Here is a 24,572-nt window from a genome sequence, read left to right on the forward strand (position 1 = left end):
TCGGCCTCCGCTTTCTCCATGCGGCTGCACAACCAGGTATGCGGGGTGCCCGCGATGCGCATTGTTTGTTGGGGCGGCAGCGGGTTCGCGTTCGACTATGGCTCTGATCAACTTCAAGGGCACGCGACATGCCAGCATCTTTACTCTGCTTCGCATCCGGCTGGCGAACCCTTGGCCTGGCCGTTGCACTGCCGGCATCCTTGGCTGTTTTCAGCCCCGCCACCTTCGCAGCCAATGTGGTGGTCGTCACCGACAGCCGCCACCCGGTCAAGACCATGGGTGGCGAGCGGTTGATCGAGTTGGATGAAGGCCCGCGCATCGAAGCCGAGCTTTCCGCACAGCTGCCCGCCGATCCTGAGCAGGCCACGGCCATCGTCAAGCGCCGCCTGAACAACGGCGGTGCCGACCTCCAGCGCCGCATTGCGTCGGCATACCAGGGCGTTGCCGACGCCTGGAGCCTGAGCGTCACCAGCATTCCGGCGGTCGTGGTGGATCAGCGTTACGTGGTCTATGGCGAGCCGGACGTAGCCCGTGCCGTCGCGCGCATTGCGCAACACCGGAGGCCGCAGCCATGACCCGACCCTTCGAGCGGATGCGCCGTCTGCGTGCTGGCGTGGCCTCGGTGCTGCTGCTCAGCGCTACCGGCAGCTACGCCCTCAACACCGCAACCATCGTTGGCTCAGTGGCATCACCAGACTGCCTCGAATACCGCGTCGTCGGCATCTGCTACTGGCTCTACTGCACCTGGACGGGCTGCACGGTGCGCACGTCCATCAAAGTCCGCCACTACATCCCCGATGCGGTCGTCTCCAGCTACAGCAACACCGGCGAGAACCCCTGGGTCGAAGTCCGGGCGATGAGCGCACCCAACCCGTCCGCACAGGCCGGCGGTGACGGCACCACCAACGAAGACCACGAGAACAATCTCGCCAAGTTCAAGAACGCAGACGTGATCGGCCACCCCGGCGTCGAGGTGTTCAACCAGTTCGTCTCATCCTCGGGCTACTTCTGCGAGGGCGCGGGCACGGCGTTCATGCCGTACCTGCTCAGCACCCTGGACACGCTGGCCTGGCGTTACAACGTGCCCGAGATGGTCTACCCGGAGGCGCTGATTCCGGGTAGGCGCGAGGTCGGCGCGCGCACCACGCTGAACCTGTGGGGCAACGTGTATCCGCGTGGCGGTTTCCTGCACCAGGCCGACGACCACAAGGCTGGCGCCGTGGTGGCCCAGCGCGCTGGCGATGTCGTCACGCGCCGTGGACAAATCCACGTTTATCAGCCGCTGCTCGCCAACTCGCGGCCCGGCTACTGGCCTGCCGGTGCGCTGATGGAAGGCGATGCCTCGACGGGCAAGTGGCAGGAACTCACGCCCGTCCTGTCCTCTTCTTGCACGGTGTTCCCGCGCGGCGGCTTCCTGACCCAAGCCCAGCAAGGCGACTACGCCTGGGCGCTGTGGCGGCCCTATGCGTGCTGCGAACGCCGGGGGCAAGTGTTCCTCGGCAGCGTCGATTTCCAATGAGGGTACGGCGATGAAGCGTCCTGAACTGATGATCCTCTCCCCAACGGCACGCCGCCTGCTGCGTCCAACGGTATTGACTGGGGTGCTGGCTGGCGCACTCGTTCTTGGCGGCGGCCTGGCGTGGGCGCAGACCGGCTTTCAGACCGGCGGCTCCGTGATCGGCGACGAGGTGATGTATTCGATCGGCGGCGGCAGCGCAGTGTCCATGGGCCGCGCTGCCGGCATGCGTTCGATCGGCGTCGGCGTGGGCTGGAACAGCAACCTGATCTGCGGCGACATGAGCATCCAAACCACGCTGCGCAACCAGCTCAACGGCATCACCAACGGCTTTCAGCAGATCATGAGTAACGTGATCCAGAGCGCCACCAGCGCGGTGGCATCGCTGCCTGCGTTGATCATCCAGCGCGCCGATCCCGGCCTGTACAACCTGCTGACCAACGGCGTGCTGCAGGCGCGGCTGGATTTCGACCGTTCCAAGCTGACCTGCCGCGCCATGGCCGAGAAGATGGCCGACACGGCGGGCGGACAGCTTGGCTGGAGCCAGATGGCCGAAGGCATGGCGCTGCGCGACGCAGTATCGAGCACGGATGCCGTGTCGGCGATTGAGCAGGCGGAGACGCGCCGGGGCAACGACGGCGTGCCCTGGGTAGGCGGCAGTAATGCGGGGGGCGCGGGCCAGTCCGCCATCCGGGTGGTCGGCGACGTCACCCGTGCGGGCTACAACCTGGTCAACGGCCGCAGCGTGACCGACACGTCGTCCATCGCTTCCGCCAGTTGCGCGAGCCTGTCCTGCCAGACTTGGACGTCGCCACAACAAGCGACTGAATGGGCCACACGGGTTCTTGGGGAACAGGTGCAGCGCACCTGCGATTCCTGCACCAAGACCGAAACGGTGCCCGGCGTCGGGCTGACGCCGCTGATCCAGGATGAGTACGAGGCAAAGCTGGAAGCCTTGCAGGAACTGGTCTCGGGAACGCGCAACACCACATTCGAGAACCTGCGCGCAGCTGGTAGCACCTCGCTGCCGATCACGCGCGGCGTCATCGAGGCGCTGCGCGACGAACCAGACCAGGACCTGCTGGCGCGGCGCCTGGCCTCGGAGGTGGCGCTGTCGTCGGTGCTGGAGAAGGCGCTGCTGCTCCAGCGCACGCTGCTCACCGGCAAGAAAGAGCCCAACGTCGCGGCGAACCAGTTGGCGGTCGAGGCCGTGAACAACGAGAGTGACACGCTCGACCGCGAGATCCGCAACCTGAAGACCGAGCTGGAGCTGCGACGCGAGCTGGCGAACAACTCGCCGATGGCCATCATCCAGCGCCATGGCACACGCGCGGCTGGCTCGCGTGGCATTTACGAAGGCGATCCCATTCCCGACCGTCTCGACCAGCTCCAGAAGGGCAATCCGGGAGGCAACCCATGAACCCGTCGCATGCCAGCTGGCTGCTCAACCGGCGCACGACGAAGGCGCTGCTGTGGACGGTGTTGCTCGTTACCGCCGCTGTGGGCGCCAACGTCGTCGGCATTTACCTCGTCGGCAGCGTCGCCAGCTGGGAGCGATGGTTGACGGCTACGGCGGGTTACTTCATGGCGTGGCGACTGTGCCTGTACGGTGCGACCGCCTACGGCTGGGTCTGGATGCGCCGCCGGCTGCTGGCGCGTGAGGCCCAACGCGGGGCGGATAGACAGGCGCGGCGTCGCCTGGTGCGCAGCGAGATCGCCGGCGTCGCCGCCATTGTGGCGTTGGAAGCCAGCCTGTTGATGCAGGCCGCTTGAGGGGGCGAGGACATGACGCTTTTCACCACCGACTACCTGGAGTACTACCTCACGCTGGTGTCGTGGATCGTCCATAACGGCATATGGGCCGTGCTGGTGGCGAGCGGTGTCTTCGCGCTGCCTTTCATTGCCATCATCGTGCAGGAATGGCTGAAGGCCCGTGCGGAGGGTGCCGACGAAGGCAACAAGGGCGTGCTCTCGGCTGCGCGCATCGAGAACCGGGTGTTCGTTGCCATCATGGTGGTGATGTTCGCCGGTATTCCATTCATCGACGTGGACCTCAACACCATCCGCTACGACAGCGCACGCTCGGCCCAATGCCAGGTCAGCGTGCCGCAACCCACGGATACCGGCTGGTCACAGTCCTTCAGCACTATCAACAACCAATCGGCGAAGGTGCCCGTCTGGTGGGCCTTTATGCACACACTCTCGCGAGCAGTGACCGGTGCCTCTGTGGCAGCGATTCCCTGCGGCACCGACTTGCGGCAGATGCGCATGGAGATCGACGCGACGCGCATCGACGACCCGGTATTGGCTCAGGAAGTGGCGGATTTCTCGCGCGACTGCTACGGATCGGCGCGCGCCAAGCTCTTCATGCAGCGCCCGAACCTCGATGAGGCGCAGATGCACGACGTGACCTGGATCGGCTCGCGCTTCTTCACGGATACGGGCGGCTACTACGACAGCTACCGCTCCAGCACACCACGCGATGACTGGCCCTACGACAGCACCCGCGACGCGGGGCTTGCGCAGGTGGCCAGCGGTGGCGGTTATCCGTCCTGCAGGCAGTGGTGGGCCGATGGCAGCAATGGCCTGCGCGCACGCCTGCTGGGGCAGGTAGACCCAAGCCTGCTGAATCGCTTGGCGGGCTGGGCCGGCTTTCTGAGCCGAGCCGAGGTGGACGACTCGGTGATCCGCACCATCGCCTCGCCGAGGCAGCAGAAACTGAACCAGGGCAGCGTCTATACGGACTACGGCGGCCAGATCGACAAGACCCTGCCGAACATCGTGACGCGGGCCACGGGCGACGTCGGCATGGCTGTCGGCGCGATGGCCGCGTTTCCCGCCATGGACGTGGTGCGCCAGGCGCTGCCTATGGTGCTCGCCTTGCTCAAGATGGCGCTGATCATCTGCATCCCGCTGGTGCTGGTTGTGGGCACCTATGACCTGAAGACCGTCGTTACCGTGAGCGTCGTGCAGTTCGCGCTGTTCTTCGTCGATTTCTGGTTCCAGCTCGCACGCTGGATCGACAGCACCATCCTCGATGCGCTTTATGGCTGGGGCTTCGGCTGGAACCGGCCACACAGCAACTTCGATCCACTGGTGGGGCTGAACAACGCTTTTGGCGACCTGTTGTTGAACTTCGTTATGGGGACGATGTTCATCGTGCTGCCCACCTTTTGGATCGGTGCGCTGACCTGGGCCGGAATCCGCGCTGGAACGATCGCAAACAGTTTCTCAGCAGGTACGAGGGATGCAGGCGCTGCCGGTGGAAAAGGAGCTGGCGCAATGTCAAGGAAGTTGAAGTGACGCACACTCAAGCCGAGTGTCAGTCATCATCCTTGTACATCTCATGAGATGTGTCGTTGTAGAGATTCGGGTCATAACCCGGTGTCTCTCGAAGTTCTTCCAAGGTGGTAGGAAACTGCAAATGGAACTCTTCGTCTGAATGGCTCTGATTTGCTGCCCATCCCACAGCCACGACACAAACCAACAGCAGTGCCAGCCAGAACGCGGAATAGAGCAGTACACCGAGCACGACCAGCTTGACCAACCACAACAGCACGGTGGCACCAGCTACCGGCACACCCTTGGATACCAACCAGTTCGACGCCCGCCGTTCGCCACGCACATAGGCGCGCCATCCACGGCCAAAGCTACGGCCGAGGCGTTCTGCTGTGCTGATGCGGGTCGTGGTGCTCATGGTTGTCTCCTGCTGCTGAGGGATACCTATTTCAGTTTGCTCCAATCCTGCTTGCTTGCCTGTACCAATGCGCTCCATTCGTCCGGCGGATTCCCGCGCCCGAGCATCTTCTCGAACACGGCATACGGGTCTGATTTGCTTCCCGAAGACCGCAGGGTCTGTTCATCGTTGACCCAGGCGTACACGATGACCTTCGCCTTCGAGTCGTAGCGGAAGAACAGCCTATACCGTCTTCCGAGCTTGGCCCGCCGCCAGTGGCGATAGGCCGGCCCCATGGTGTTGCCCTGGCGGTATTCGTCGCGCGCCGGATCACTCGGCACCACGTCTTGTATCAACTGGACCAAGGCCCGGAAGAACTTGACGTTGGCGTTCGATCCGAACCCTTCCGGGTCGTTCTCTTGGGCGCGCAGCACGGCCGCACGCAGCTTCATCATCTGCTCGATCAGGTTGTCGTGGAACAGCAGTGTCCAGCCATGCTGTTGCATCAGATTTCCACGTCCTCATCGAAGTCATCGCCCAGGTCCACCTTGTGTCCTGCGTGCTCCAGCATGGTGCGAGCCAGATCCTCGGGCAGGCCGCGCACATTTCGGCCCGCTTCAATGTCGCGCGCCAGCAGGGTCAGGAACGCGGCAATGGCAGGGTCCTCGTGCTCGACGTCGGCGCGCGTCACGACGACTTCGCCGCCACGCAGGTCGAACGCAACCTTACCGCCGGTGTCCACGCCCAGGGCTTGGCGGATGGACTTGGGCAGCGTGATCTGGCCTTTGGAGGTCAGTGTGGCAACTTCGTGAATGGCAGGCATGGCGGCACTCCTGAACGCAATACCCACATTGTAAGGAAATATCCTTACCTCGTCAATGATAGCTCTCACCGGGGTTCTCCAGCATTCAACAATGAATCTCATCGTAGGGTGGGAACAGCCAGCCTTCCCGCATCAATCCGGCCTCACCACCCCCACATTGACGGTGGACGACCAATGCCCACCGCTCTATATCCAAAGGCTTCTAAAGGCCAAAGGGCCGAAATGGCAAGGGAATGGGGTGCAAGGGGAAAGGCCCTACCCGAAAAGGCGAAAAGGCCTCCCGCTTGGCCAGCCACCAGGACACCCACATGCTCTCTCTGTTCCAGCGAAAAAGGGCCTCGGTCGCCCCCGCTCCATCGGCAACACCCCCCGCCAATCCCCCGGAAGGGCTACTGTGGCCAGAACCCGCCGCAGCGCTACTGGCAACACCGCGCCGGCAGAAACTGCTGGAACACATCTGGCAGCGCACGTCGCTGTCGCGCAGGCAGTTCGCCAACCTGTACCGCGCACCGCTGGAGCGCTACGCCGAGTTGGTCCAGCAGTTCCCCGCCTCCGAAAGCCACCACCATGCCTACCCGGGCGGCATGCTGGACCACGGCCTGGAGATCGTCGCCTACAGCCTCAAGCTGCGACAGTCCCATCTGCTGCCCATCGGCGCCAGCCCCGAGGATCAGGCGGCGCAGTCCGAGGCTTGGACCGCTGCCGTCGCCTATGCCGCTCTGCTGCACGACATCGGCAAGATCGCGGTCGATCTGCACGTCGAACTGGCCGACGGCAGCACCTGGCACCCGTGGCACGGCCCGCTGAACCAGCCGTATCGATTTCGCTATCGCGACGATCGCAAGTACCGCCTGCACAGTGCCGCGACAGGCTTGCTCTACCGCGAACTGCTTGACCGCCATGTCCTGGACTGGCTCAGTGGTTACCCAGCGCTCTGGGCGCCGCTGCTCTACGTCTTGGCCGGCCAGTATGAGCACGCCGGGATACTTGCCGAGCTTGTCGTGCAGGCCGATCGCGCTTCCGTCGCCCAGGAGCTGGGGGGCGACCCAGCACGCGCCATGACCGCGCCCAAACACGCGCTGCAACGCAAGCTGCTCGACGGGTTGCGTTACCTGCTCAAGGAAGAGTTGAAGCTGAACCAGCCCGAGGCCTCCGATGGGTGGCTCACCGAAGACGCGCTGTGGCTGGTGAGCAAGACCGTCTCCGACAAGCTGCGTGCGCACCTTCTGTCCCAAGGCATCGACGGTATCCCTGCGAACAACACTGCGGTGTTCAACGTGCTGCAGGATCACGGCATGTTGCAGCCCACACCGGACGGCAAGGCGGTCTGGCGCGCGACCGTGATCAGTGCGACCGGCTGGTCCCACTCGTTCACCCTGTTGCGTCTCTCGCCCGCGTTGATCTGGGAAATTGGCGAGCGGCCGGCGCCGTTTGCTGGCACGGTGACGATCGATGCGACATCTGCAGAAAACGACGCCGGTGCGCCGGCCACGTCGCCTTCGGCTGGAGCGCCGCCAGCCCCGGAATGCCAGCAGACGCCGCCGTGGGAGGGCAGCAGCACTATCGTCACCGCTTCGCCGCCCGCAGCGCAGTCCATGCCTGACGTGATGGAGGACATGCTGGCGATGGTTGGCATGGGCGATTCATCAGGCGCCCGGCAGGATGCAGAGTTCGTCGCGGGCAACGCCCATGCGCCGCGTCTGGATGCTCCCTTGCCGGTAACGGCCACAGCCCTCGCCCCGTCGCCCACGGCGGAGGCAGCTTCCAAGCCTGCGCAGCCGTCGGGGGAGCATTTCATGGCATGGCTGAAGCAGGGAGTCGCCTCACGCCGACTCATCATCAACGATGCGAAGGCGCTGGTGCATAGCGTCAGCGACACGGCGTACCTCGTAAGCCCCGGCGTGTTTCAACGCTACGCGCAGGAGCACCCGCAGATCGGACTGCTGGCCAAGGACAAGGAGCAGCAGGACTGGCAGTGGGTGCAAAAACGCTTTGAGCGGCTGCAATTGCACCGCAAGCATCCCAACGGCCTGAACATTTGGACCTGTGAGGTCACTGGACCGAGAAAATCCCGCCACCTTCATGGGTATCTTCTGGATGATGCTGGTCTGTTGTTTTCGGAAACGCCAGTGAACAATCCTTATCTCTCTATACGCTGAAACAGCAGCTCTCGCGGTCCCAGGGCCTGGGATTGAGCCGGTAGCGAGGGGCCGGAAGGAATTCGCGGTGTTTGGGAGATTTGCAACAGGACGGGGCTAGTGCCGTCTCGGGAGAATGGTCGCAAGGGCGGGCGGCCGCGCAAGGCCGCTGCTGAAATCAACTCTGGCAATTCTGCCGGTCTGCTGAAGTTATTTGTGGCAAATGCCGCCAGCGCCGGACAGGAGAGCTGCCACGCGTTCGCCCAACTGATTGGCCACCTGTTTGGCTTCTTTCCGTCGAGCCGACCAATCATAGACCGTCCGGCTCAAATACCCCTCTCGCGCAGCAGCCAGCAGTGTTGCAGCGATATCGGGAAGGCGAGTCATCGCCCATTGAGCAGCAACGTCCTTGGGGACAAACTCTCCCGTAACCAACGTCCGCCACATGCGCGCGAGGGTCAGCAGAACGTTGCGCTCGTCGCCTTCCAGCGTGCCGAGCAGCGAGGGAAGCGCATCCCCAATCGCCCGGCGTATGTCGGATTCTGGAATGACCGGCAGTAGTTCGGCGGGATCGGGTCCGATCAATGCCCGCGCTTCCTGCCGGGCCTGTGCCAGCAGCAGGGTAAATTCGGGGGCGGACACTGGCTCGGGCACCTCACCAGCCTCGAATGCATCCCGCAACCACTCGCCATAGACAAACTCGCTGTGGGCCGGATAAGCGGATGTCGCAAGGTCGGCGCGATCAAAGACTATCAGTTCGAGAGGACGCCGGCCGGCGTCGTCGCGAGGATACCGGCCGGAAACGCTTAGCAGCTCAGCCACAAGGCGTTTACGATCTGCGTGCGTCGTTGGCCGACCGACGATCACAAGCAAATCTACGTCACTGTTTGGACGCAAGCCACCAGTCACTGCCGAGCCGTGCAGGTAGACGCCTAGAAGCGCAGTCCTAAAGCAATTTTTAACAATTGAAAGGCCACTGGATGCCTCAACCGGGATTTCCGATTTGTCGTTTTTCACTCTCATCCATCAGCTTCTTTGTTGCGAAATTCCGGAGTTTTGCTCGATATGTTTGCCTGACTTCCGCAACGTCGTAAAATCAGGAGTTGCGCGACTGACGGGACCGTTGACACAGATCAGCCGAGAGCTTTTTCAAAGAATACGCGGTTAAAGCCGTCCTCCGTGCGACGTGCCACCTCGACATAGCCAAGCCGAGGATAGATTGAGAGGTTATCGGTCATATTCTCGTTGGTGTAGAGGTGCACGGAGCTAAAGCCCTGAATCACACCGGGGATCGCGGAGGCTGTTTGGTTAAAGTAAAACAGGTTCCACAGTCTGCGCTGTAAGTTGCCGATAGTATCGCGCTTCGGCCTCAGCGGGCGGAATGTCGCCGATGGATTCGAGCAGGCGTTGGTGGTTGAACCACGAGACCCATTCCAGTGTCGCCAACTCCACGGCAGCCTTGGTTTTCCAGGGCGCGCGCCGATGAATCACTTCCGTTTTGTACAGGCCGTTGATCGTTTCGGCCAGCGCATTGTCATAGGCGCTTCCGGTGCTGCCGACTGATGGATTGATTCCGGCCTCGCTCAATCGGTCGGAGTAGCGGATGGACACGTATTGGGATCCCCTATCGGAATGATGGACGAGCCTATCGGACTGCGTCGGTCTTCGGTCATAGACAGCCTGCTCCAGGGCATCCAAGACAAAGTCTGTCGTCATGCTACTGGAGGCTCGCCAGCCGACGATACGCTTGGCATAGGCATCAATGACAAAGGCCACGTATAACCATCCCTGCCAGGTTGAGACGTAGGTGAAATCTGCGACCCACAGTCGATTGGGCCGGTCGGCCTCGAAGCGCCGCTTCACCAGATCTCGTGGACAGGCAGCTGCGCTATCAGGGATCGTGGTGCGAACCCGTTTGCCGCGCCTGATCCCCTCGATGCCAAGGTGTCGCATCAGACGCTCCACGGTGCACCGCGCCACCATCACCCCTTCTCGATTCAACTGCTTCCAGACCTTGCGGGCTCCATAGACCCGAAAGTTCTGTTCCCACACACGCTGGATATTCACCATGAGTTGTTCATCCCTCTTGGCTCGCAGGCTTCGCAGTTCCGGATTCCGGCATCGGGCGGCATATCGCCGGTAGGCTGACGGGGCGACCTGCAACACCTTGCAGATCGGCTCGACCCCATACAGGCCCCGGTGCTGGTCGATGTAGGCGTTTATTTCTTCAGTTCGCGGTCGAGCGCCGCCTGAGCGAAAAAAGCACTTGCCGACTTCAGGATTTCATTGGCCCGGCGCAGCTCTTTGACCTCACGCTCGAGCGCTTTGATGCGTTCTTGCTCTGCCTGAGGGACACCAGGCCGCGTGCCAGCCTCCACCTCTTGAAGCTGCACCCACTTCAACAGCGTGTGGCCTGAGCAGCCGACCTTGGGCGCAATGGACTGCACCGCCGCCCATTGCGACGGATACTCACCGCGATGCTCCTGCACCAATCGAACGGCACGCTCACGGACTTCAGGCGAAAATTTGTTGTTCTTGCTCATGGCTCCATTTTCTCAAAAGTTGGAGCCTCCTCAAAACCCGGGGCGATTCAGTGCAGGATTGGCAATGGATACAGAAGCGCTTCGAGAAACTGCAACTGAATCGCAAGCGGGCCATCGAGTTGAACATATGGACCTGCGAGGCCACTGGACCAAGAAAATCCTGCCGCCTTCATGGGTATCTTCTAGATGGCGCTGGCCTGTTGTTTTCGGAGACGCCACCGAACAATCCTTATCTTTCGCTATCGGACGATGCCACCCGCAGCGAATAATCTTCGACGACCAGAGTAGTGCCGGTGCGACGTTAAAGCGCAAGAAATCGCCCGCGATCAACGATTGGCTGAAAGCGTTTCCCGGTGCTAGCACTACACGGGCGCTTCGTCCACCGGGCAACCATGATCCAGGACCTGCTTGTTCGCTTCAACCTTGAACTTCTCCGTGTACCTCTTGCCGCACATATTCATCGCCTGGTGGCTTCAATTTTAGTCTATGAGGTGTCTACGAAGCCAAGGTCGATCCAAGCCCAGTCATCCGGTATCCACTTAAGTCGACACTCAACCTCGACTTGAGGCAATACCCTTTGGCATGGCGTGACTTCAAAATAGCTCTGTTTCCCACCGCATTGCTCAAATGGGCATGCGGCCAAGAACATGGTCGCTTCGCCGAAGGCAAATACTGCTTGCATTAGTGTTCGCCACGCCCCCTCAAGCAAGAACACAGGTAACCAACTCCAAATATGACGAGACGAACCCGCTGGACATTTTTCGCCATCTTCACCACCATTGGCGTCGCGTTCGCCGTCGCCGCCTGGTCAGACGTGAGCACCTATCGGACGCTCTATGCCCGGGGAGTTCATACGGAGGCCGAGATCCTGCGCTACGAAGGCGTCCTGGGCCGCCGCGGTACGAGGTGGTATCCGGTCTACCGATTCACGACCGCAGACGGCCGCAGTGTCGAAGTAAGGTCAGCCGACAGCGCATCGCCTTCAAACCGGCCGCGTGGAACCCGCCTTGCCGTCGTATACGATCCTGAACATCCCGATACCCTAAGAACGGCGACGGCGCTGAAAGGGGGAGTCGGCGTCATGCCGTGGTTTTTGGTTTTGATTAGTCTGCTGATGTGGGGTATTGCATCGCTTTTTCTGATGCCAAAACGGGAAACTAGCGTTCTGCAAAACAGATGAACGATCCCGCGACGGCTGGTTGTTGCGCGCCTTGCACAAAGGTTCAGGAATTACCGCTTTCGATCAGATCGGACGGAGGCGGCCATTGTGGCTCGGTGGCAGGTTCGGGCCAATCCATGCCGAACTCGTGTCCCTTGTCGCAGCGATACTGGTCAGTTTCCCGACCCTCATGGATACGCAGAGCGATGCCGCATGCGGGCACTTGCTGAACAGAAAGTAGTGTAGAACTGCCCCTCTCCAAGCGGGTAGCCGCGGAAGCGCTCGGCCATAGCCAAGCCATGGCTCTATCCATCAGAATGCTGCACGCTTAGGTATTCCATGAAACACGCCATATAACGTGCAATGTTAAACTGTAACGAATAATAAAGGCCTGCATGCCCATCACCATTTAGCAATGGGAAAGCTATATGGATCATCACTCCTTCTCTCAAGGGCGGCCGGAGTGCTGCCTATTTCAGGAGATGTCGACGCAAGACATTGCACCTGCCTCGCGTTTTGACTTCTGGGTCAGTGATGTCGTCCGGACCTTCAGCGTAGACTCGCCCAACGATTTGCAGCGCAAGGACTTTCGCGCGAAGGTCATTTCATTGGCCACGGCGACTGGCGAAATGCACTACGCCGAATCCGATGGCATCAGTGCCCACCTGACGGCGCAAACAATCCGTAACGCGGAATTTGATGAGCTGGCACTGATGCTCATGCTGGATGGGCACGTGCAGTGCACCTATGAGTGTGGCGAACCCACAACAATCGGCAAAGGTGGGTTCTTTTTGCTCGATGGGTCGTGTCCGACCTCGATACGCTTTTCTCGGCATACAGTCGTTCAGCTGGACCTTTCCCGCCCTTTGCTCAAATCCTTGTTTCCCGGCGCGGTGCCGGCGCCGAGCGTGATCAACGCCGCGCTGGCCAATTCGCGGCTTGCCGGGCTGTTGCGCGATCATCTGCGGCAGTTTCCCAGGATGGCGATGGGGCTGGGCCCTATCGAGCAACAGGGCTTACTGGATGCGTCCGAGTCGTTTGCCCTGACTACGATCGAGGCCGCCTTTTCCACGAGCTTGCAAGGCACAGAGCGATCGAGTGCGGGCTTGTTTGCCGCCGCGCAACGCTACATAAAACGCCATCTGCCTATTCCGGAGCTTAGTCCGGACGCGGTGGCTGCTGCGATCGGTTGTTCGCGCTCCACGCTATATCGGCTCTTTGACGACCAGGAGCTGTCGGTGCAGGGTTATATCCGCGAACTGCGCCTGCAGCAGTTTCTGCATCTGCTGCAGCAAGAGAACAGAACGCTGCCGATTCAAACGCTGGCCCTGCGCTGCGGTCTTTATGATTGGTCCAATGTTAGTCGACTGTTTCGTCAGCGTTTTGGCATGAGCCCCAGTGAAGCTAGGGCGGCTACGAAGCGATAGTCGGGTACGCTGGCCCATTGTTTTTGCATGAGCGGGGTGCCTTGAGACGCAAAGACGATACATTTGACACGGCTTGACGACTTTATACATTCGGTAGCTTTTATAGTGGTGTTGACAAAATTACACCGCTAGAGACGTTATGAACCGAACGTATCGCATCATCTTCAATTGCGCGCGGGGCGTGTTCCAGGTTGTATCCGAGCATGCCACAGGGCGGGGCAAAAGCAAAACCACGGTGCGCGCCGGGGCATGCATATTGATGCTGGCCGCGTGTGCTCCCGCGCAGGCTCAGGAGGTCAATATTGACGATGGCAGGCATGAGGTCGTCGATGGCTTGGATCTTGAAGGCGATGACTCGGGCACCCGGCCAAGCCCCTGGGAAATCGGGGGGACGGGCAGCATCCTACGTGTTGGAAATCTCTCCACCGGCGCGTTGACCATTCGCAATGGCGGCCAGGTCAACAATTTCTTTGGTCATATTGGCGCTGGGGCGGGCTCCAGCGGAATGGCGACGGTGCGAGGAGATGGTTCTACATGGACCAATTCTTCAGCCTTGGTGGTGGGAGTATACGGCGAGGGAGAGCTTAGCATCGAAGGGGGAGGTCAGGTAAATAGCGCCCTCGGCTATCTCGGCTATACCCACGGCAGCAGCGGGACGGTTACGGTCACGGGCGTTGGTTCGGCCTGGACGAACTCTTCAGGTTTGACTGTGGGACTGCAGAGCGCCGGCGTACTGACTGTTATGGACGGCGGTAAGGTTACGGCTCCCCAAATGCAATTGGGCGTTGCAGGTTCGGCGGTGCTAAATGTGGTCGGGGCGCAAGATGCGCGGGGCGTGGTGGAAACCGGATATATCGAGAAAGGCGCAGGGTCCGCCGATTTCACTTTCAATGGCGGCATTCTGCGCGTCACTGGAAACGAAGCCGATTTTCTGCGTAACTTCAATGCCGGGGATGTGAGCTTCGACGCGGGCGGCGCCTTTATTGATAGCAACGGCTTTGATGTTGGCATCACGACTGCGCTGGATGGCGCTGGCGGCCTGACTAAGCTTGGTGACGGTACGTTGACCTTGTCTGGCGCAAACAGCTACACCGGCGCCACCACGGTCGAAGAGGGCACCCTGCGCGCCGGTAATGGTGACGCGCTCGTTCATAACGGCGCCTACGTGATTAATCGCGGTAACCTTGATCTTAATGGCTATGACCTGACCATGTCCTCGCTTTCTGGTGATGGCGGCACGCTGGACATGGGTAGTGCCTTTGTCATAATCAATCAAAGCGGCGATACGGTCTATGAGGGCGACATCGTTTCGACGAGCGGGCGGCTGTATAAGCAGGGTAACGGTCAGCTGACGCTGAACGGCCAGATCAGTGGTTTGAGTAATGGGCTGTACGTGGAGGGCGGTACGCTGGCACTCACTAACGCGAACAGTCATGGGTACACCTATTGGGGGAACGATGCCGTCCTGGAGGTGGGCCATGACCAGGCATTGGGGACGGGGAGCTTGCTGCTCGTCGGTTCCGGCACCCTCCGTGCCAATACCGACTTGGTACTGGCTAACCCGATTTCCTTCTTCGACCCACTCAGCAACCATTTGACCGTCGACGGTGGCCACAATCTGACCTTGACGGGAGATAACTCCCTTGCCATCGGCGGCAGTGTCAATACCCTGACCAAAACCGGAGCCGGCATCCTGACCTTGAGCGGCGATACGACCATAGGCGGATCTTTTGACCCCGGCACCACTACAGTGCAAGGCGGCACTCTGCGGGTGAATGGAAGGCTTGCCAGCCGCATCACGGTCAACGACGGCGCCACGCTGGGCGGCTCGGGCACGGTGGGCACGACCACAGTGGCCGACGGCGGTATTTTGGCCCCGGGTAGTTCTATCGGCACACTGACCGTCGATGGCAGTATGTCGCTGTCCTCGGGCTCCATTCTGGAATACGAACTGGGCAGCCCGGGCGCATCCGGCAACCCGGCGGCGGGCGTCAGCGACCGGATCGACATCGCGGGCGATTTGGCGCTCGATGGCACGCTCAATCTATCACCCGGCACCGACCCGGCCGACGGTACGGCGGGCGTTGGCTACTACCGGCTCATGACCTATGGCGGTACGCTGACTGATAACGGGCTGACAGTTGAGACGTCTAGGCTGGTCGATACGAACGGCTACGGGTACGAGATTCAGGCGGGAGCGGGCAATGTGGATATATTCATTGGCGCGGACGGCGATGACACCCTGCAGCACTGGCAGGGCGGTAATGGCGCCTGGAATGATACGAATGCGCAATGGCTGAATAAAGATGGCGACATGCCGATTGCCTGGGCGGGCAATCATGCCGTGTTCAAAAATCAGCCAGGCGATTTCAACGGCGGCATGATCACGGTCGATGGCACACAACAATTCAAGGGCCTGCAGTTCGTCGATGACGGCTATCGCCTTGAGGGCGCCGGTGCGCTAGAGACGGACACCAACGGCTCTGAGATTCGCGTGCTGGCCGATCGCGCCGACATCGCCATGCAGATCGCCGGCACGGGCGGCATCGTCAAGACTCAGGCCGGCACGCTGGTACTCTCGGGGCATAACAGCTATCAAGGCGCTACGCGCATCCTGGGCGGTGCGGTGTCCATCGCATCAGATGCCAACCTGGGCGCGGTGACCGGCGGGGTCTTACTAAATGGCGGCACGCTGGCCACCACAGCCGATATGACGACTGGCCGGGCCATCACTTTGGCGGGCCACGGTGGCTTCGATGTGGCTGCTGATACGACGCTGGCAGCGACCGGGCCGATCAACGGCCCGGGTAGCCTGATCAAGACCGGCTCCGGAACTCTGCATCTGACGGGTGCGAACCGCTATGGCGACACGATTGTGCGCGAAGGCGGGCTGATCGGCGATGCGGCCGCGATCAGCGGCAACATCGTCAATGATGGCGAAGTAGCGTTCTATCAGCAGACGGACGGCGCCTTCGTCGGCGATATTTCGGGCTCGGGCCTGATGCGCAAGTTCGGTTTCGGCGCGCTCAGTCTGGAAGGCCACAATACGTTGGACTGGGCGGTCGATATAGGCCAGCTGGACAGTTCCGGCAGCCGGTTTTCGGGGAATGCCGCCATCGGCGCCGATGGCCGCTTTGTGCTGGATGACGCACAGGCCGCCTCATACGCTGGGGTTATCAGCGGCACGGGCCAATTCTATAAACAGGGAACAGGCAAGCTGCTGTTGACTGGAGACAGCGCCGGGTTTGCCGGCCACCCCATGATCAAGGCGGGCACGCTGCTCATTGGCGATCACAACGGCACAGGTGCGCTGGGCGGCTCGTTTAAGGTGCTTGATGGCGCCACGCTGGGCGGCTCGGGCACGTTGGGCTCGGGAGCAGGCTCGCAGGTGACGGTGGCCTCGGGCGGCACACTGGCGCCGGGCAACTCCATCGGCACGCTGACGGTGAACGGCGACCTAGTTTTTGAGAAAGGATCACGGTTCGAGATAGAAGTCGATCCGCAGAGCAAGAACAACGATCAGGTGGCGATCACGGGCGATACCGCGATCCATGGCGGCTCGGTGGCGCACATCGGCGCCACCGGCCAGTACGATTTGCGCTCGACCTACACCCTGCTGACGACCGGAGGCACGTTGTCGGGCAAATTCGATACGGTCGCCTCCGACTTCGCTTTCCTGACGCCTGCCCTGCACTACCATTACGACGCGGGTACGGTCGGTCTTGAACTGGCACGCAACGACCGCAGCTTCGCTGCATTGGCGCTGACCAAGAACCAGAGTGCCACGGCCAAGGGCATCGAAAGTATCGGTCTGGCCACCGGCCACGCGGTGTATGACGCAATTGCGCAACTGCCCGACGATGCGGCGCGGGTGCGCGTCAGCCTGGATGCGCTCTCGGGTGAAATCCACGCTTCGGCCAAGACGGCGCTGATCGAGGACAGCCGCTTTGTGCGCGACGCCGCCAAGGATCGCGTGCGGGCCGCATTTGCAGCCCCTGGGGCATCCACAGCTCGGGTGGCTGCCCGCACTGCCGATGGCGCGCCCACAACCGTGTCGGCGACTCATCTCGGTCCGGTGGTGTGGTCGCAGGCCTTCGGCTCTTGGGGCTCGACCGACGACGACGGTAACTCCGCTAGCCTCAATCGCAATGTTGGCGGGATGCTGATCGGCGCAGATCGGGCGGTGGGCGAATGGCGCTTAGGTGCCCTGGCCGGGTACAGCTATTCGGATTTCAAGGCGTCCGACCGGGCGTCGTCCTCAGGCCGCAGTGATAACTACCACCTGGGCCTGTATGGCGGTACTCAATGGGGGGGCCTTGGGGCTGCGCACGGGCCTGGCCTACTCTTGGCATGATGTGCACACCCGGCGCTCGGTGGACATTCCGGGCCTGAACGATAGCCTGCGGGCTGACTATGACGAAGGCACCTTGCAGGCGTTCGGCGAGTTGGGCTACGGCATCGAACTGAACAACGCAACTCGCCTGGAGCCGTTCGCCAACCTAGCCTATGTGCGCCTGCACACCGATGACTATCATGAGCGCGGAGGCGATGCCTCGCTGGCGGCGGGCAGTGCCAACACGGAAACCACCTTTAGCACGCTAGGACTGCGCGCTGGACACGCACTTAGCCTCGGGGGGGTGCAGGGAACGGTGCGCGCCATGGCGGGATGGCGCCATGCCATGGGCGATACTACGCCCCAGGTGCGCCATGCATTCTCGGCAGGCAGTGCGTTTACGGTGGCGGGTGTACCCATCGCCCAAGACAGCGCGGTCGTTGAAATTGGTGTCGACCTGGCGATGGCGCGCAACACGCGCTTCGGACTGAGCTATGCAGGCCAGATTAGCGATTCAGCGCAAGATCACGGTATTAAGTCAACTTTGCAGATACGGTTCTGAGGGGGAGGGCTTGGGGGTGCTGCCATGCTTCTTGATGTGAGGATATGAAATGGATTTTGGCGGGATGAGCAAGGAGGGTGGCCAATGGAGTTGCGACATCTGCGGTATTTCGTAGCCTTGGCTGAGGAACTGCATTTCACGCGAGCCGCTGAGCGGCTGCATATCGAACAACCTCCTCTGTCCCGTGCCATTAAGGAGCTTGAAGACGAGTTGGGGGTAGTGCTTTTTGATCGGAACCGCCGAGGAACCGAGCTGACGGCAGCGGGTGCCACGTTCTTGCAGGACGTTCGCAGGCTATTCACCACCCTAGAGCAGGCACGCGAGAATGCCAAGGCCATCGGGGCAGGCTTGCGAGGGAGTCTCCGCATCGCCATATCTGATGGCGCGATCGATCCTCGGCTATCGGCGTTTCTTGCCCGCTGTCGCGAAGAAGATCCGGAGATCGAGATGCGACTGTACGAAGTACCGTTGGCCGAGCAACTGCGCGGATTGCGATCAGGCGATTTCATGATCGGGTTCGCACACTCGGCCGATGTAGGCGACGACATAGTGACCGAACCGATCTGGCAAGATCCGTTGGTGGTCGCAGTGCCTACCAGGCACCCGCTGCTGTCGTACAAGGAGATTCCGCTGCATGAGCTCGCATGCTATCCGCTGGTGTTGTGCGACCCACAGGTATGCGAAGGATACTGCCGTGAACTGGCCCGTCTCTTGCGTCCACTGGAGCGCGAGCCCAAGGTCGCCGAGCATGCGTCTTCGCTGGACATGATGCTCACCCTGGTTGGTGCGGGCTACGGCATCGGTTTCACTACGACGACAAGGATCGCGGTCAGCCAACGTCCTGACGTGGTGATCCGTCCATTGGCGGTGGATTCAGCGGTGATCACGACCTACCTGCTTCGGTCCTACAACGAAAGCCAGCCGGCTCAGCTGGAGCGATTTATCGCTCGCCTACGCACCCATTTCGGTGGCTAACAAAGTGCCCGCTGGGAATCAATGCAAGGCTCTGGGCTGGAGCCGATGTTGCGCTCGGTTGCAGTCATTAGTTCAGCGGAACTTATCCTAAGCGCAGCGGCAATTTTTAGTATCAGAGCCAGTGTAGGCATATGCTCTCCTCGTTCGATCTTGCCCATGTGCGAGCGTTCGACCCCGGCCAAGCCGGCCAATTCTTCCTGAGCGATTCCTTTTTCCACGCGGGCAGCGCGTACCGCTTGACCGAAAGCCTGTGCCGGCTCGGCTTCATAGGTGGTTGTGCCTGGAGGACGGCCTCGTTGAGTTGTACGCTTCTGCATTGACAGGAGCGTCCATCAACCGGGAGAATTTAACCACGTTAAACTTAACTCTTTTTGTTATCATGTTGGCTCGCCTTTTTGATCCGACTACTTAAATTGGGGGCTCTCATGCACGACGCCGTCAGTCGTTTCTCCAGCTTCAAGCTCGCTATAGGGCCGGACGTACCGACATCAATTTTCTGGGCGGGCAGAGGGGCCGGAAGTCACCAACGCGTGGAGTGAAGGCGAATCTAGTGATTAGGCTCAGACAGCCACCCCTTGCCCTCCCATTTTCTGACAATTTCAAGATGAAAAATTGTTCAGCGAGATGCAACTGCGTCTGTGAACGTTAAATAACGTCAATAAATCATTTCTTGTTGATATAAATCGTAAGCGCCCGCCCAGTACCGTCTTGATGACGACAGGCAGATCCGGACAATAGATTCCAATCTATTTTTGATTGGAATCTATGAGCACTTCAGATGTTTGCGCCGTGTCGTTTCGCAATTTGCCGCGTCGGCGGTTCACCCCGGAGTTCAAGCGCCGTGTGGTTGAGCACTTGTTAAGCTCGGGGCGGGCAGTGGCCGAGGTGGCCAGAGACCATGATCTGCACCCCAGTTTGCTGGGTAACTGGCGTCGCGACTACCGGCGCAGTACAGCGCAGCCGCCTTCGGGTGACAGCGATACGCGCTGGTTGCCGGTGCATGTCGATGCACCGACTTTCTCGTGCCAGGCCCGACCTGAGCATGACGCCGTTGCTGAATCGGCGCCTGCGTGTCTGAGAATCGACCTTCCTAAAGGGTCATTGACGGTTTACGCCCAGTGCCCCGAGCACCTGCTGCGCCTGGCCGTGCAGGTGTTGCGATGATTGGCCTTCCAGCAGGCACCCGGGTCTGGTTGGCCGCCGGCGCCACCGATATGCGCCGGGGCTTTGACGGGCTGGCAGCGATTGTGCAAATGAAGTTGTGCGAGGATCCGTTCAGTGGCCATGTGTTTGTGTTTCGTGGACGCAAAGGCGATCGCATCAAGGTGCTGTGGTGGAGTGGCGATGGCATGTGCCTGCTGGCCAAACGTCTGGAGCAGGGCCGCTTTGTATGGCCCGGTGCCGAATCGGGCGCGGTGCATCTTACCCAGGCGCAGTTGGCGATGTTGCTCGAAGGCATTGACTGGCGACGCCCGGTGCGCACCCATAAGCCGACTCAAATTTAAACGAAAAAATGGCCTGAAAGGCGCGTATTTATTGGGTTTACGTATTTTTTTATGGTGTGCTTTTGGTAAAATAACTGCATGCTCAATCGTGCCCAACTTCCTGACAATATCGACGCCCTGAAGGCGTTGTTGTTGGCGCAGTTCGAGCAAACCCAAGCCTTGCAAACGGCCCATCAGGCACTGGCACAAGACCACCAGGCCTTGCGCACAGAGCGCGATCTGCTGCGCGCTGAAAAACAGTTCGACAAGCAGGAAATCGAGCGCCTGACCGTGTTGCTGTTCAAGCTCAAGCGTCAGCTGTTTGGCCAGCGCTCAGAGAAACTGGCCGATCAGATTAACCAGCTTGAGCTGGAGCTCGAAGAGCTGCACATCAATCAGGGCGAGCACATGCAGAAGGCTGAGTCGGTGGTTCCACCGGCAGCGCGCAAAGTGCCCGTGCGCCGGCCCTTGCCCGAGCACCTGCCGCGCGATATTCAGGAGCATTTGCCCGCGGCATCGTGTTGCCCCGATTGTGGTGGTGCCTGGCAGCGTTTGGGCGAAGATGTCAGCGAGATGCTCGAGTACGTACCCTCGAGCCTGCGCGTGATTCGCCATGTACGCCCGCGTTTGAGTTGTCGGTGTTGTGATCGCATGGCCCAGGCGCCTGCGCCCAGCCGCCCGATTGCGCGCAGCGTTGCCGGGCCCGGGCTGCTTAGCCACATCATGGTCAGCAAGTATCTGGACCATCAACCGTTGTACCGTCAATGCCAGATTGCAGCGCGTGAAGGTGTTGAGCATAGTGAAAGCACGCTGGGCGACTGGGTGGGCGGGGTGCATCAGCTGGTTCGCCCGTTGTTGGCGGCCTTGTGTCGTTATGTGTTCGGGGCCAGCAAGCTGCATGCCGATGATACGCCGATCAATGTGTTGGCCCCGGGCACAGGAAAAACGCGCCAGGCGCGGCTGTGGGTCTATACCCGTGATGATCGGGGCAGTGGTGATACGGCGGCCCCCGCAGTCTGGTTCAGCTACTCGCCCAATCGCCAAGGCATTCATCCGCAAACACACCTGAAAGATTACAGCGGCATTGTTCAGGCCGATGCCTTTGCCGGCTATAACGCGCTTTACAAAACGGGTCGGATTATTGAGGCAGGATGCTGGGCGCACGCCCGGCGCAAGTTCCATGACATTCATGTGCGCGGTGCCACCGCGATTACGACTCATGTGCTTGAGCACATTGCAGCGCTTTACCGAATTGAATCAGCCATACGGGGCAGCCCGCCCGAGCAACGAAGAGCAACGCGCCAGGCGCAGGCCAAACCCATCGTAAGCGCGCTACACGCGTGGCTGTGCGAGCAACTGGCCTGCGTATCACGCAAATCCGAGACTGCTCAGGCCATTGGCTACGCCCTGAATCAGTGGCGGGCGCTGACGCGCTACTTGGATGACGGGCGCATCGAAATCGACAACAATGCGGCCGAGCGCGCCTTACGTGGTGTTAGCTTGGGTCGCAAGAACTACCTGTTTCTGGGGTCGGACGCGGGCGGCGAACGCGCGGCCACCATGTACAGCCTGCTGGGCACGGCCAAGCTTAACGGTATCAACCCCGAAGCGTACCTTCGTCATGTGTTGACGGTGATTGCCGATCACCCAGTCAATCGCATTGACGAGCTGTTGCCCTGGAACGTGACGATTCCAGCCTGAGCCTGTACGTGTAAAAATACGGGTCCATGAAAACCAAACACACCATTCTTGATCGCGAACTGTTCACCCACGCCTTGCGGCATATGGGCGAAGAAGATCTGTTGTATATCAACAGCATGGTGGTCGAGCGGCTGAACTTGTTGGCTCAGGCCAAGAGCACCGCGCAGCTGGCCCAGTTCGCCGCAGGCGATCGTGTGAACTTCACCGCCAACGACGGCACCATCAAGCACGGCATTGTGCTGCGGCTGAACAAGAAAACAGTCAGCCTGGTCACAGACGACGCGCAGCAGTGGAAGGTCTCGCCAGGGTTGCTGCGCAAGTCAACGCCTTAAATCAAAACGCGCTTTACCGCGCACCGCTAGCGGATCGGCCGCGCCTTGGCAAGACGGTAGTCGGCGGGTGCTTACTATAAATCAGGATTAGAGGCCAAAATATGCCTTAATTCAAACTATAACGATTGCGATCTATTTCGTATCAGGTTAAGCTTTTAGATGTTTAGTCTGATTATGAAAGACTGGTAACGCGTGTGTTGTCGCCGTATTTCCTCTGCATTCCCTTCAGTTGACCGAAGTTGCTCGTGTTTATCGATTTTTTCGGAGCTCAGGGCGTCGGACGAAAATTTGGGATTCTGGGCTCCGCGTGCTGGTTCCTTTCTTACGCAGAAACTGATTGCCGTAGGCTCAATCAAAGTCGCTCGACATCACCAATGATCAATAAGGCTATCTGGGAAGGTAGTATTTGTTACAAGGTTCGTACATGCAAGCTCAAGTTCTCAACAAAGTTGGTGGCAACGTCGAAAACGTCGACGTCAATAACATCAACCTGCAGTCTCCTTCCATTGTGCATTTAAGGATCGCCCCCGAGACTGTTCGAGCGTTTGAAAGAGTTGGCACGGACCTGAAGCTAGTATTAGCATCGGGCGAAGTCGTAGTCATACAGAACTTTTTTGTCCAGGACGGAGAGGGCAATCGTAGTGACTTAGTTCTGCAAGATGACGCCGGTGTGGATTGGTGGGGCCAGTACACCTCTCCCTGGAGCAAATTCCACTTTACTGAAATTGAAGACGATACCGCCGCTGCCCTGCCATGGTGGCCGGTACTTCTTGGATTGCTGGGTATCGGCGCAGCCGCGGCCGCAGGAGGCGGCGGTGGTGGGGGCGGAGATGGCGACACGGCGCCTTCAAATCGCGCACCCGAAATTCAGAACAGTATGGAGGCACAACAGAGCCTGGACTCCCAGAGCGGGGTCGAATTGGATCTCTCGAAATACTTCTCTGACCCGGACGGCGACCCGCTCCGCTATACCGCCACGGGTCTGCCCAAAGGCCTTACGCTGGATCCCGAGACAGGCATTATCAGCGGCACGATTGACCCTTCAGCCAGCCAGGACGGCGATAACGGCACTTATACCGTGACGATCACCGCCACCGATCCGTCGGGTAATACCGTTACGCAGACCGTGACCTGGACGGTGGACAATCCTCCCCCGGTTGCCAATGACGATACGGTCGTGGGGCAGGAAGATACGCCTGTGACAGGCAATGTGCTGACTGGCAAAGACGGCGCTGGGGCCGACAGCGATCCGGACGGCGATACGTTGGCGGTGACGGGTTTCACGGTCGACACCGACGGCGACGGCGTGCCCGAGAGCTTCGGTCCGGGCGATACGGCCGTGATCGACGGTGTCGGCACGATCACGATCGGGCCGGACGGCAGCTACACCTTCACCCCGGTTGCGGACTGGAACGGCACGGCGCCACCGATCGAATACACGATCAACGACGGCGAGGGCGGCGAGGATTCGGCGACGCTGCGGATCGAGATCGAGCCGGTGGATGATGTCGAAGACGATGAAATCATCACGGACGAGGATACGCCGGTCATCATCCCTGTGCTGGAAAACGATGATTTCGACGGCGACAACCCCGTCATTACAGAGGTAGAAGGCCAGCCGATCAGCGAGGGTGAAACGGTAACTGTGCCCAACGGCAAGGTTACGCTGCTGCCGAACGGCGAGCTGGAGTTCACGCCCGATCCCGACTGGAACGGCGAGACGACGTTCGATTACACGGTCACGACCGATACTGGCGTGCCCGAAACTGGCAAGGTGACGGTGAATGTGACGCCGGTCAACGACCCGCCTGTGCCGGTGGGCGCGATCCCCGGTCAAGCCAACGAAGATGCCGATACGGGCGTCAGCGTGGACGTGAGCGGCGCATTCAGCGATGTGGACGGC

At 60.4% G+C, this 24,572-nt stretch carries 22 protein-coding genes, 1 pseudogene and 1 other annotated feature; of the genes and pseudogenes, 17 read left to right on the forward strand and 6 right to left on the reverse strand.

The genetic code is table 11. The features are described from left to right. Positions 1 to 128: 128 nt before the first annotated feature. The 5 genes from DFR37_RS14715 to DFR37_RS14735 are packed head-to-tail and all read left to right on the forward strand — an operon-like array spanning position 129 to position 4,819. On the forward strand, positions 129 to 575 hold the full coding sequence (locus DFR37_RS14715; protein ID WP_023112369.1) for a TIGR03757 family integrating conjugative element protein: 447 nt from the start codon (positions 129 to 131) through the stop codon (positions 573 to 575). Next, positions 572 to 1,519 (forward strand): TIGR03756 family integrating conjugative element protein, encoded by a 948-nt coding sequence (locus DFR37_RS14720; protein WP_058137603.1) that lies wholly within the window; start codon positions 572 to 574, stop codon positions 1,517 to 1,519. Before DFR37_RS14715 ends, DFR37_RS14720 begins: the two co-directional genes overlap by 4 nt. A gap of 10 nt (positions 1,520 to 1,529) precedes the next feature. After that, on the forward strand, positions 1,530 to 2,936 hold the full coding sequence (locus DFR37_RS14725; protein ID WP_113934056.1) for an integrating conjugative element protein: 1,407 nt from the start codon (positions 1,530 to 1,532) through the stop codon (positions 2,934 to 2,936). After that, positions 2,933 to 3,289, forward strand: a complete 357-nt coding sequence (locus tag DFR37_RS14730) for a hypothetical protein (protein WP_058137601.1) — start codon at positions 2,933 to 2,935, stop codon at positions 3,287 to 3,289. The genes DFR37_RS14725 and DFR37_RS14730 overlap by 4 nt, the downstream gene beginning before the upstream one ends. Positions 3,290 to 3,301: 12 nt before the next feature. Beyond that, a complete protein-coding gene (locus DFR37_RS14735; protein WP_023112373.1) occupies positions 3,302 to 4,819 on the forward strand; it encodes a conjugal transfer protein TraG N-terminal domain-containing protein in 1,518 nt (505 codons plus the stop codon). A 19-nt stretch (positions 4,820 to 4,838) separates the two neighbouring features. Here the strand turns inward: DFR37_RS14735 and DFR37_RS14740 are convergent, their stop codons facing one another. The 3 genes from DFR37_RS14740 to DFR37_RS14750 are packed head-to-tail and all read right to left on the reverse strand — an operon-like array spanning position 4,839 to position 6,015. Further along, on the reverse strand, positions 4,839 to 5,213 hold the full coding sequence (locus tag DFR37_RS14740) for a DUF3742 family protein (RefSeq protein WP_023112374.1): 375 nt from the start codon (positions 5,211 to 5,213) through the stop codon (positions 4,839 to 4,841). A gap of 26 nt (positions 5,214 to 5,239) precedes the next feature. After that, positions 5,240 to 5,698, reverse strand: coding sequence for a type II toxin-antitoxin system YhaV family toxin (locus tag DFR37_RS14745; protein WP_023112375.1), 459 nt, complete (start codon positions 5,696 to 5,698; stop codon positions 5,240 to 5,242). Further along, entirely contained in the window at positions 5,698 to 6,015 is a 318-nt protein-coding gene (locus DFR37_RS14750; protein WP_023112376.1) for a type II toxin-antitoxin system PrlF family antitoxin, read from the reverse strand. The genes DFR37_RS14745 and DFR37_RS14750 overlap by 1 nt, the downstream gene beginning before the upstream one ends. A gap of 308 nt (positions 6,016 to 6,323) precedes the next feature. On the opposite strand from DFR37_RS14750, the gene mobH reads away from it, so the two are divergent. Continuing rightward, on the forward strand, positions 6,324 to 8,174 hold the full coding sequence (gene mobH / locus DFR37_RS14755; protein WP_113934131.1) for a MobH family relaxase: 1,851 nt from the start codon (positions 6,324 to 6,326) through the stop codon (positions 8,172 to 8,174). A 189-nt stretch (positions 8,175 to 8,363) separates the two neighbouring features. On the opposite strand, the gene DFR37_RS14760 is transcribed toward mobH, so the two are convergent. Together DFR37_RS14760 and DFR37_RS14770 are read right to left on the reverse strand one after the other, a co-directional pair. Next, positions 8,364 to 9,170, reverse strand: coding sequence for an aminoglycoside adenylyltransferase family protein (locus tag DFR37_RS14760; RefSeq protein ID WP_211317256.1), 807 nt, complete (start codon positions 9,168 to 9,170; stop codon positions 8,364 to 8,366). A 291-nt stretch (positions 9,171 to 9,461) separates the two neighbouring features. After that, positions 9,462 to 10,696, reverse strand: a protein-coding gene (locus DFR37_RS14770; protein WP_113934058.1) for an IS3 family transposase whose coding sequence is annotated in 2 segments (ribosomal slippage) — positions 9,462 to 10,417 and positions 10,417 to 10,696 — 1,236 coding nt in all. Because the reading frame shifts where the segments join, the coding sequence is not laid out codon by codon here. Continuing rightward, positions 10,302 to 10,418 (reverse strand) — a sequence feature (AL1L pseudoknot). It overlaps the preceding gene by 117 nt. 44 nt (positions 10,697 to 10,740) lie before the next feature. On the opposite strand from DFR37_RS14770, the pseudogene DFR37_RS14775 reads away from it, so the two are divergent. The 6 genes and pseudogenes from DFR37_RS14775 to DFR37_RS14800 form a co-directional block, all read left to right on the forward strand. Then, positions 10,741 to 10,965, forward strand: a pseudogene (locus tag DFR37_RS14775) (conjugal transfer nickase/helicase domain-containing protein); the annotation flags it as partial. Between the two features lie 464 nt (positions 10,966 to 11,429). Next, positions 11,430 to 11,876, forward strand: a complete 447-nt coding sequence (locus tag DFR37_RS14780; RefSeq protein WP_113934059.1) for a DUF3592 domain-containing protein — start codon at positions 11,430 to 11,432, stop codon at positions 11,874 to 11,876. 407 nt (positions 11,877 to 12,283) lie between these two features. Further along, the gene (locus DFR37_RS14785; RefSeq protein ID WP_113934060.1) at positions 12,284 to 13,282 is read left to right on the forward strand and encodes a helix-turn-helix domain-containing protein; all 999 of its coding nucleotides are present in this window, start codon (positions 12,284 to 12,286) and stop codon (positions 13,280 to 13,282) included. Between the two features lie 139 nt (positions 13,283 to 13,421). Beyond that, on the forward strand, positions 13,422 to 17,636 hold the full coding sequence (locus tag DFR37_RS14795) for an autotransporter outer membrane beta-barrel domain-containing protein (RefSeq protein WP_276330278.1): 4,215 nt from the start codon (positions 13,422 to 13,424) through the stop codon (positions 17,634 to 17,636). Beyond that, positions 17,575 to 18,177, forward strand: coding sequence for an autotransporter outer membrane beta-barrel domain-containing protein (locus tag DFR37_RS23445; RefSeq protein WP_276330279.1), 603 nt, complete (start codon positions 17,575 to 17,577; stop codon positions 18,175 to 18,177). Before DFR37_RS14795 ends, DFR37_RS23445 begins: the two co-directional genes overlap by 62 nt. An 84-nt stretch (positions 18,178 to 18,261) precedes the next feature. Then, positions 18,262 to 19,152, forward strand: coding sequence for a LysR family transcriptional regulator (locus DFR37_RS14800; RefSeq protein WP_113934061.1), 891 nt, complete (start codon positions 18,262 to 18,264; stop codon positions 19,150 to 19,152). On the opposite strand, the gene DFR37_RS14805 is transcribed toward DFR37_RS14800, so the two are convergent. Then, positions 19,149 to 19,469: a helix-turn-helix domain-containing protein gene (locus tag DFR37_RS14805; RefSeq protein ID WP_113934062.1), complete on the reverse strand. Its 321-nt coding sequence runs from the start codon at positions 19,467 to 19,469 to the stop codon at positions 19,149 to 19,151. The two genes, DFR37_RS14800 and DFR37_RS14805, sit on opposite strands and share 4 nt — an antisense overlap. Before the next feature lie 448 nt (positions 19,470 to 19,917). On the opposite strand from DFR37_RS14805, the gene tnpA reads away from it, so the two are divergent. From tnpA to DFR37_RS23030, 5 genes are all read left to right on the forward strand, one after another. Next, the gene (tnpA, locus tag DFR37_RS14810) at positions 19,918 to 20,316 is read left to right on the forward strand and encodes an IS66-like element accessory protein TnpA (protein WP_113934063.1); all 399 of its coding nucleotides are present in this window, start codon (positions 19,918 to 19,920) and stop codon (positions 20,314 to 20,316) included. Continuing rightward, the gene (gene tnpB, locus DFR37_RS14815) at positions 20,313 to 20,657 is read left to right on the forward strand and encodes an IS66 family insertion sequence element accessory protein TnpB (protein ID WP_113934064.1); all 345 of its coding nucleotides are present in this window, start codon (positions 20,313 to 20,315) and stop codon (positions 20,655 to 20,657) included. Before tnpA ends, tnpB begins: the two co-directional genes overlap by 4 nt. 159 nt (positions 20,658 to 20,816) lie before the next feature. Further along, positions 20,817 to 22,337, forward strand: coding sequence for an IS66 family transposase (tnpC, locus tag DFR37_RS14820; protein ID WP_379881500.1), 1,521 nt, complete (start codon positions 20,817 to 20,819; stop codon positions 22,335 to 22,337). Between the two features lie 26 nt (positions 22,338 to 22,363). Beyond that, positions 22,364 to 22,669: a hypothetical protein gene (locus DFR37_RS14825; RefSeq protein WP_113934066.1), complete on the forward strand. Its 306-nt coding sequence runs from the start codon at positions 22,364 to 22,366 to the stop codon at positions 22,667 to 22,669. A gap of 424 nt (positions 22,670 to 23,093) precedes the next feature. Further along, positions 23,094 to 24,572 (forward strand): Ig-like domain-containing protein (locus tag DFR37_RS23030; protein WP_170139928.1); only part of this gene is annotated, 1,479 nt, incomplete at its 3' end.

The organism is Eoetvoesiella caeni, assembly GCF_003315175.1.
Lineage (GTDB): Bacteria > Pseudomonadota > Gammaproteobacteria > Burkholderiales > Burkholderiaceae_B > Eoetvoesia > Eoetvoesia caeni.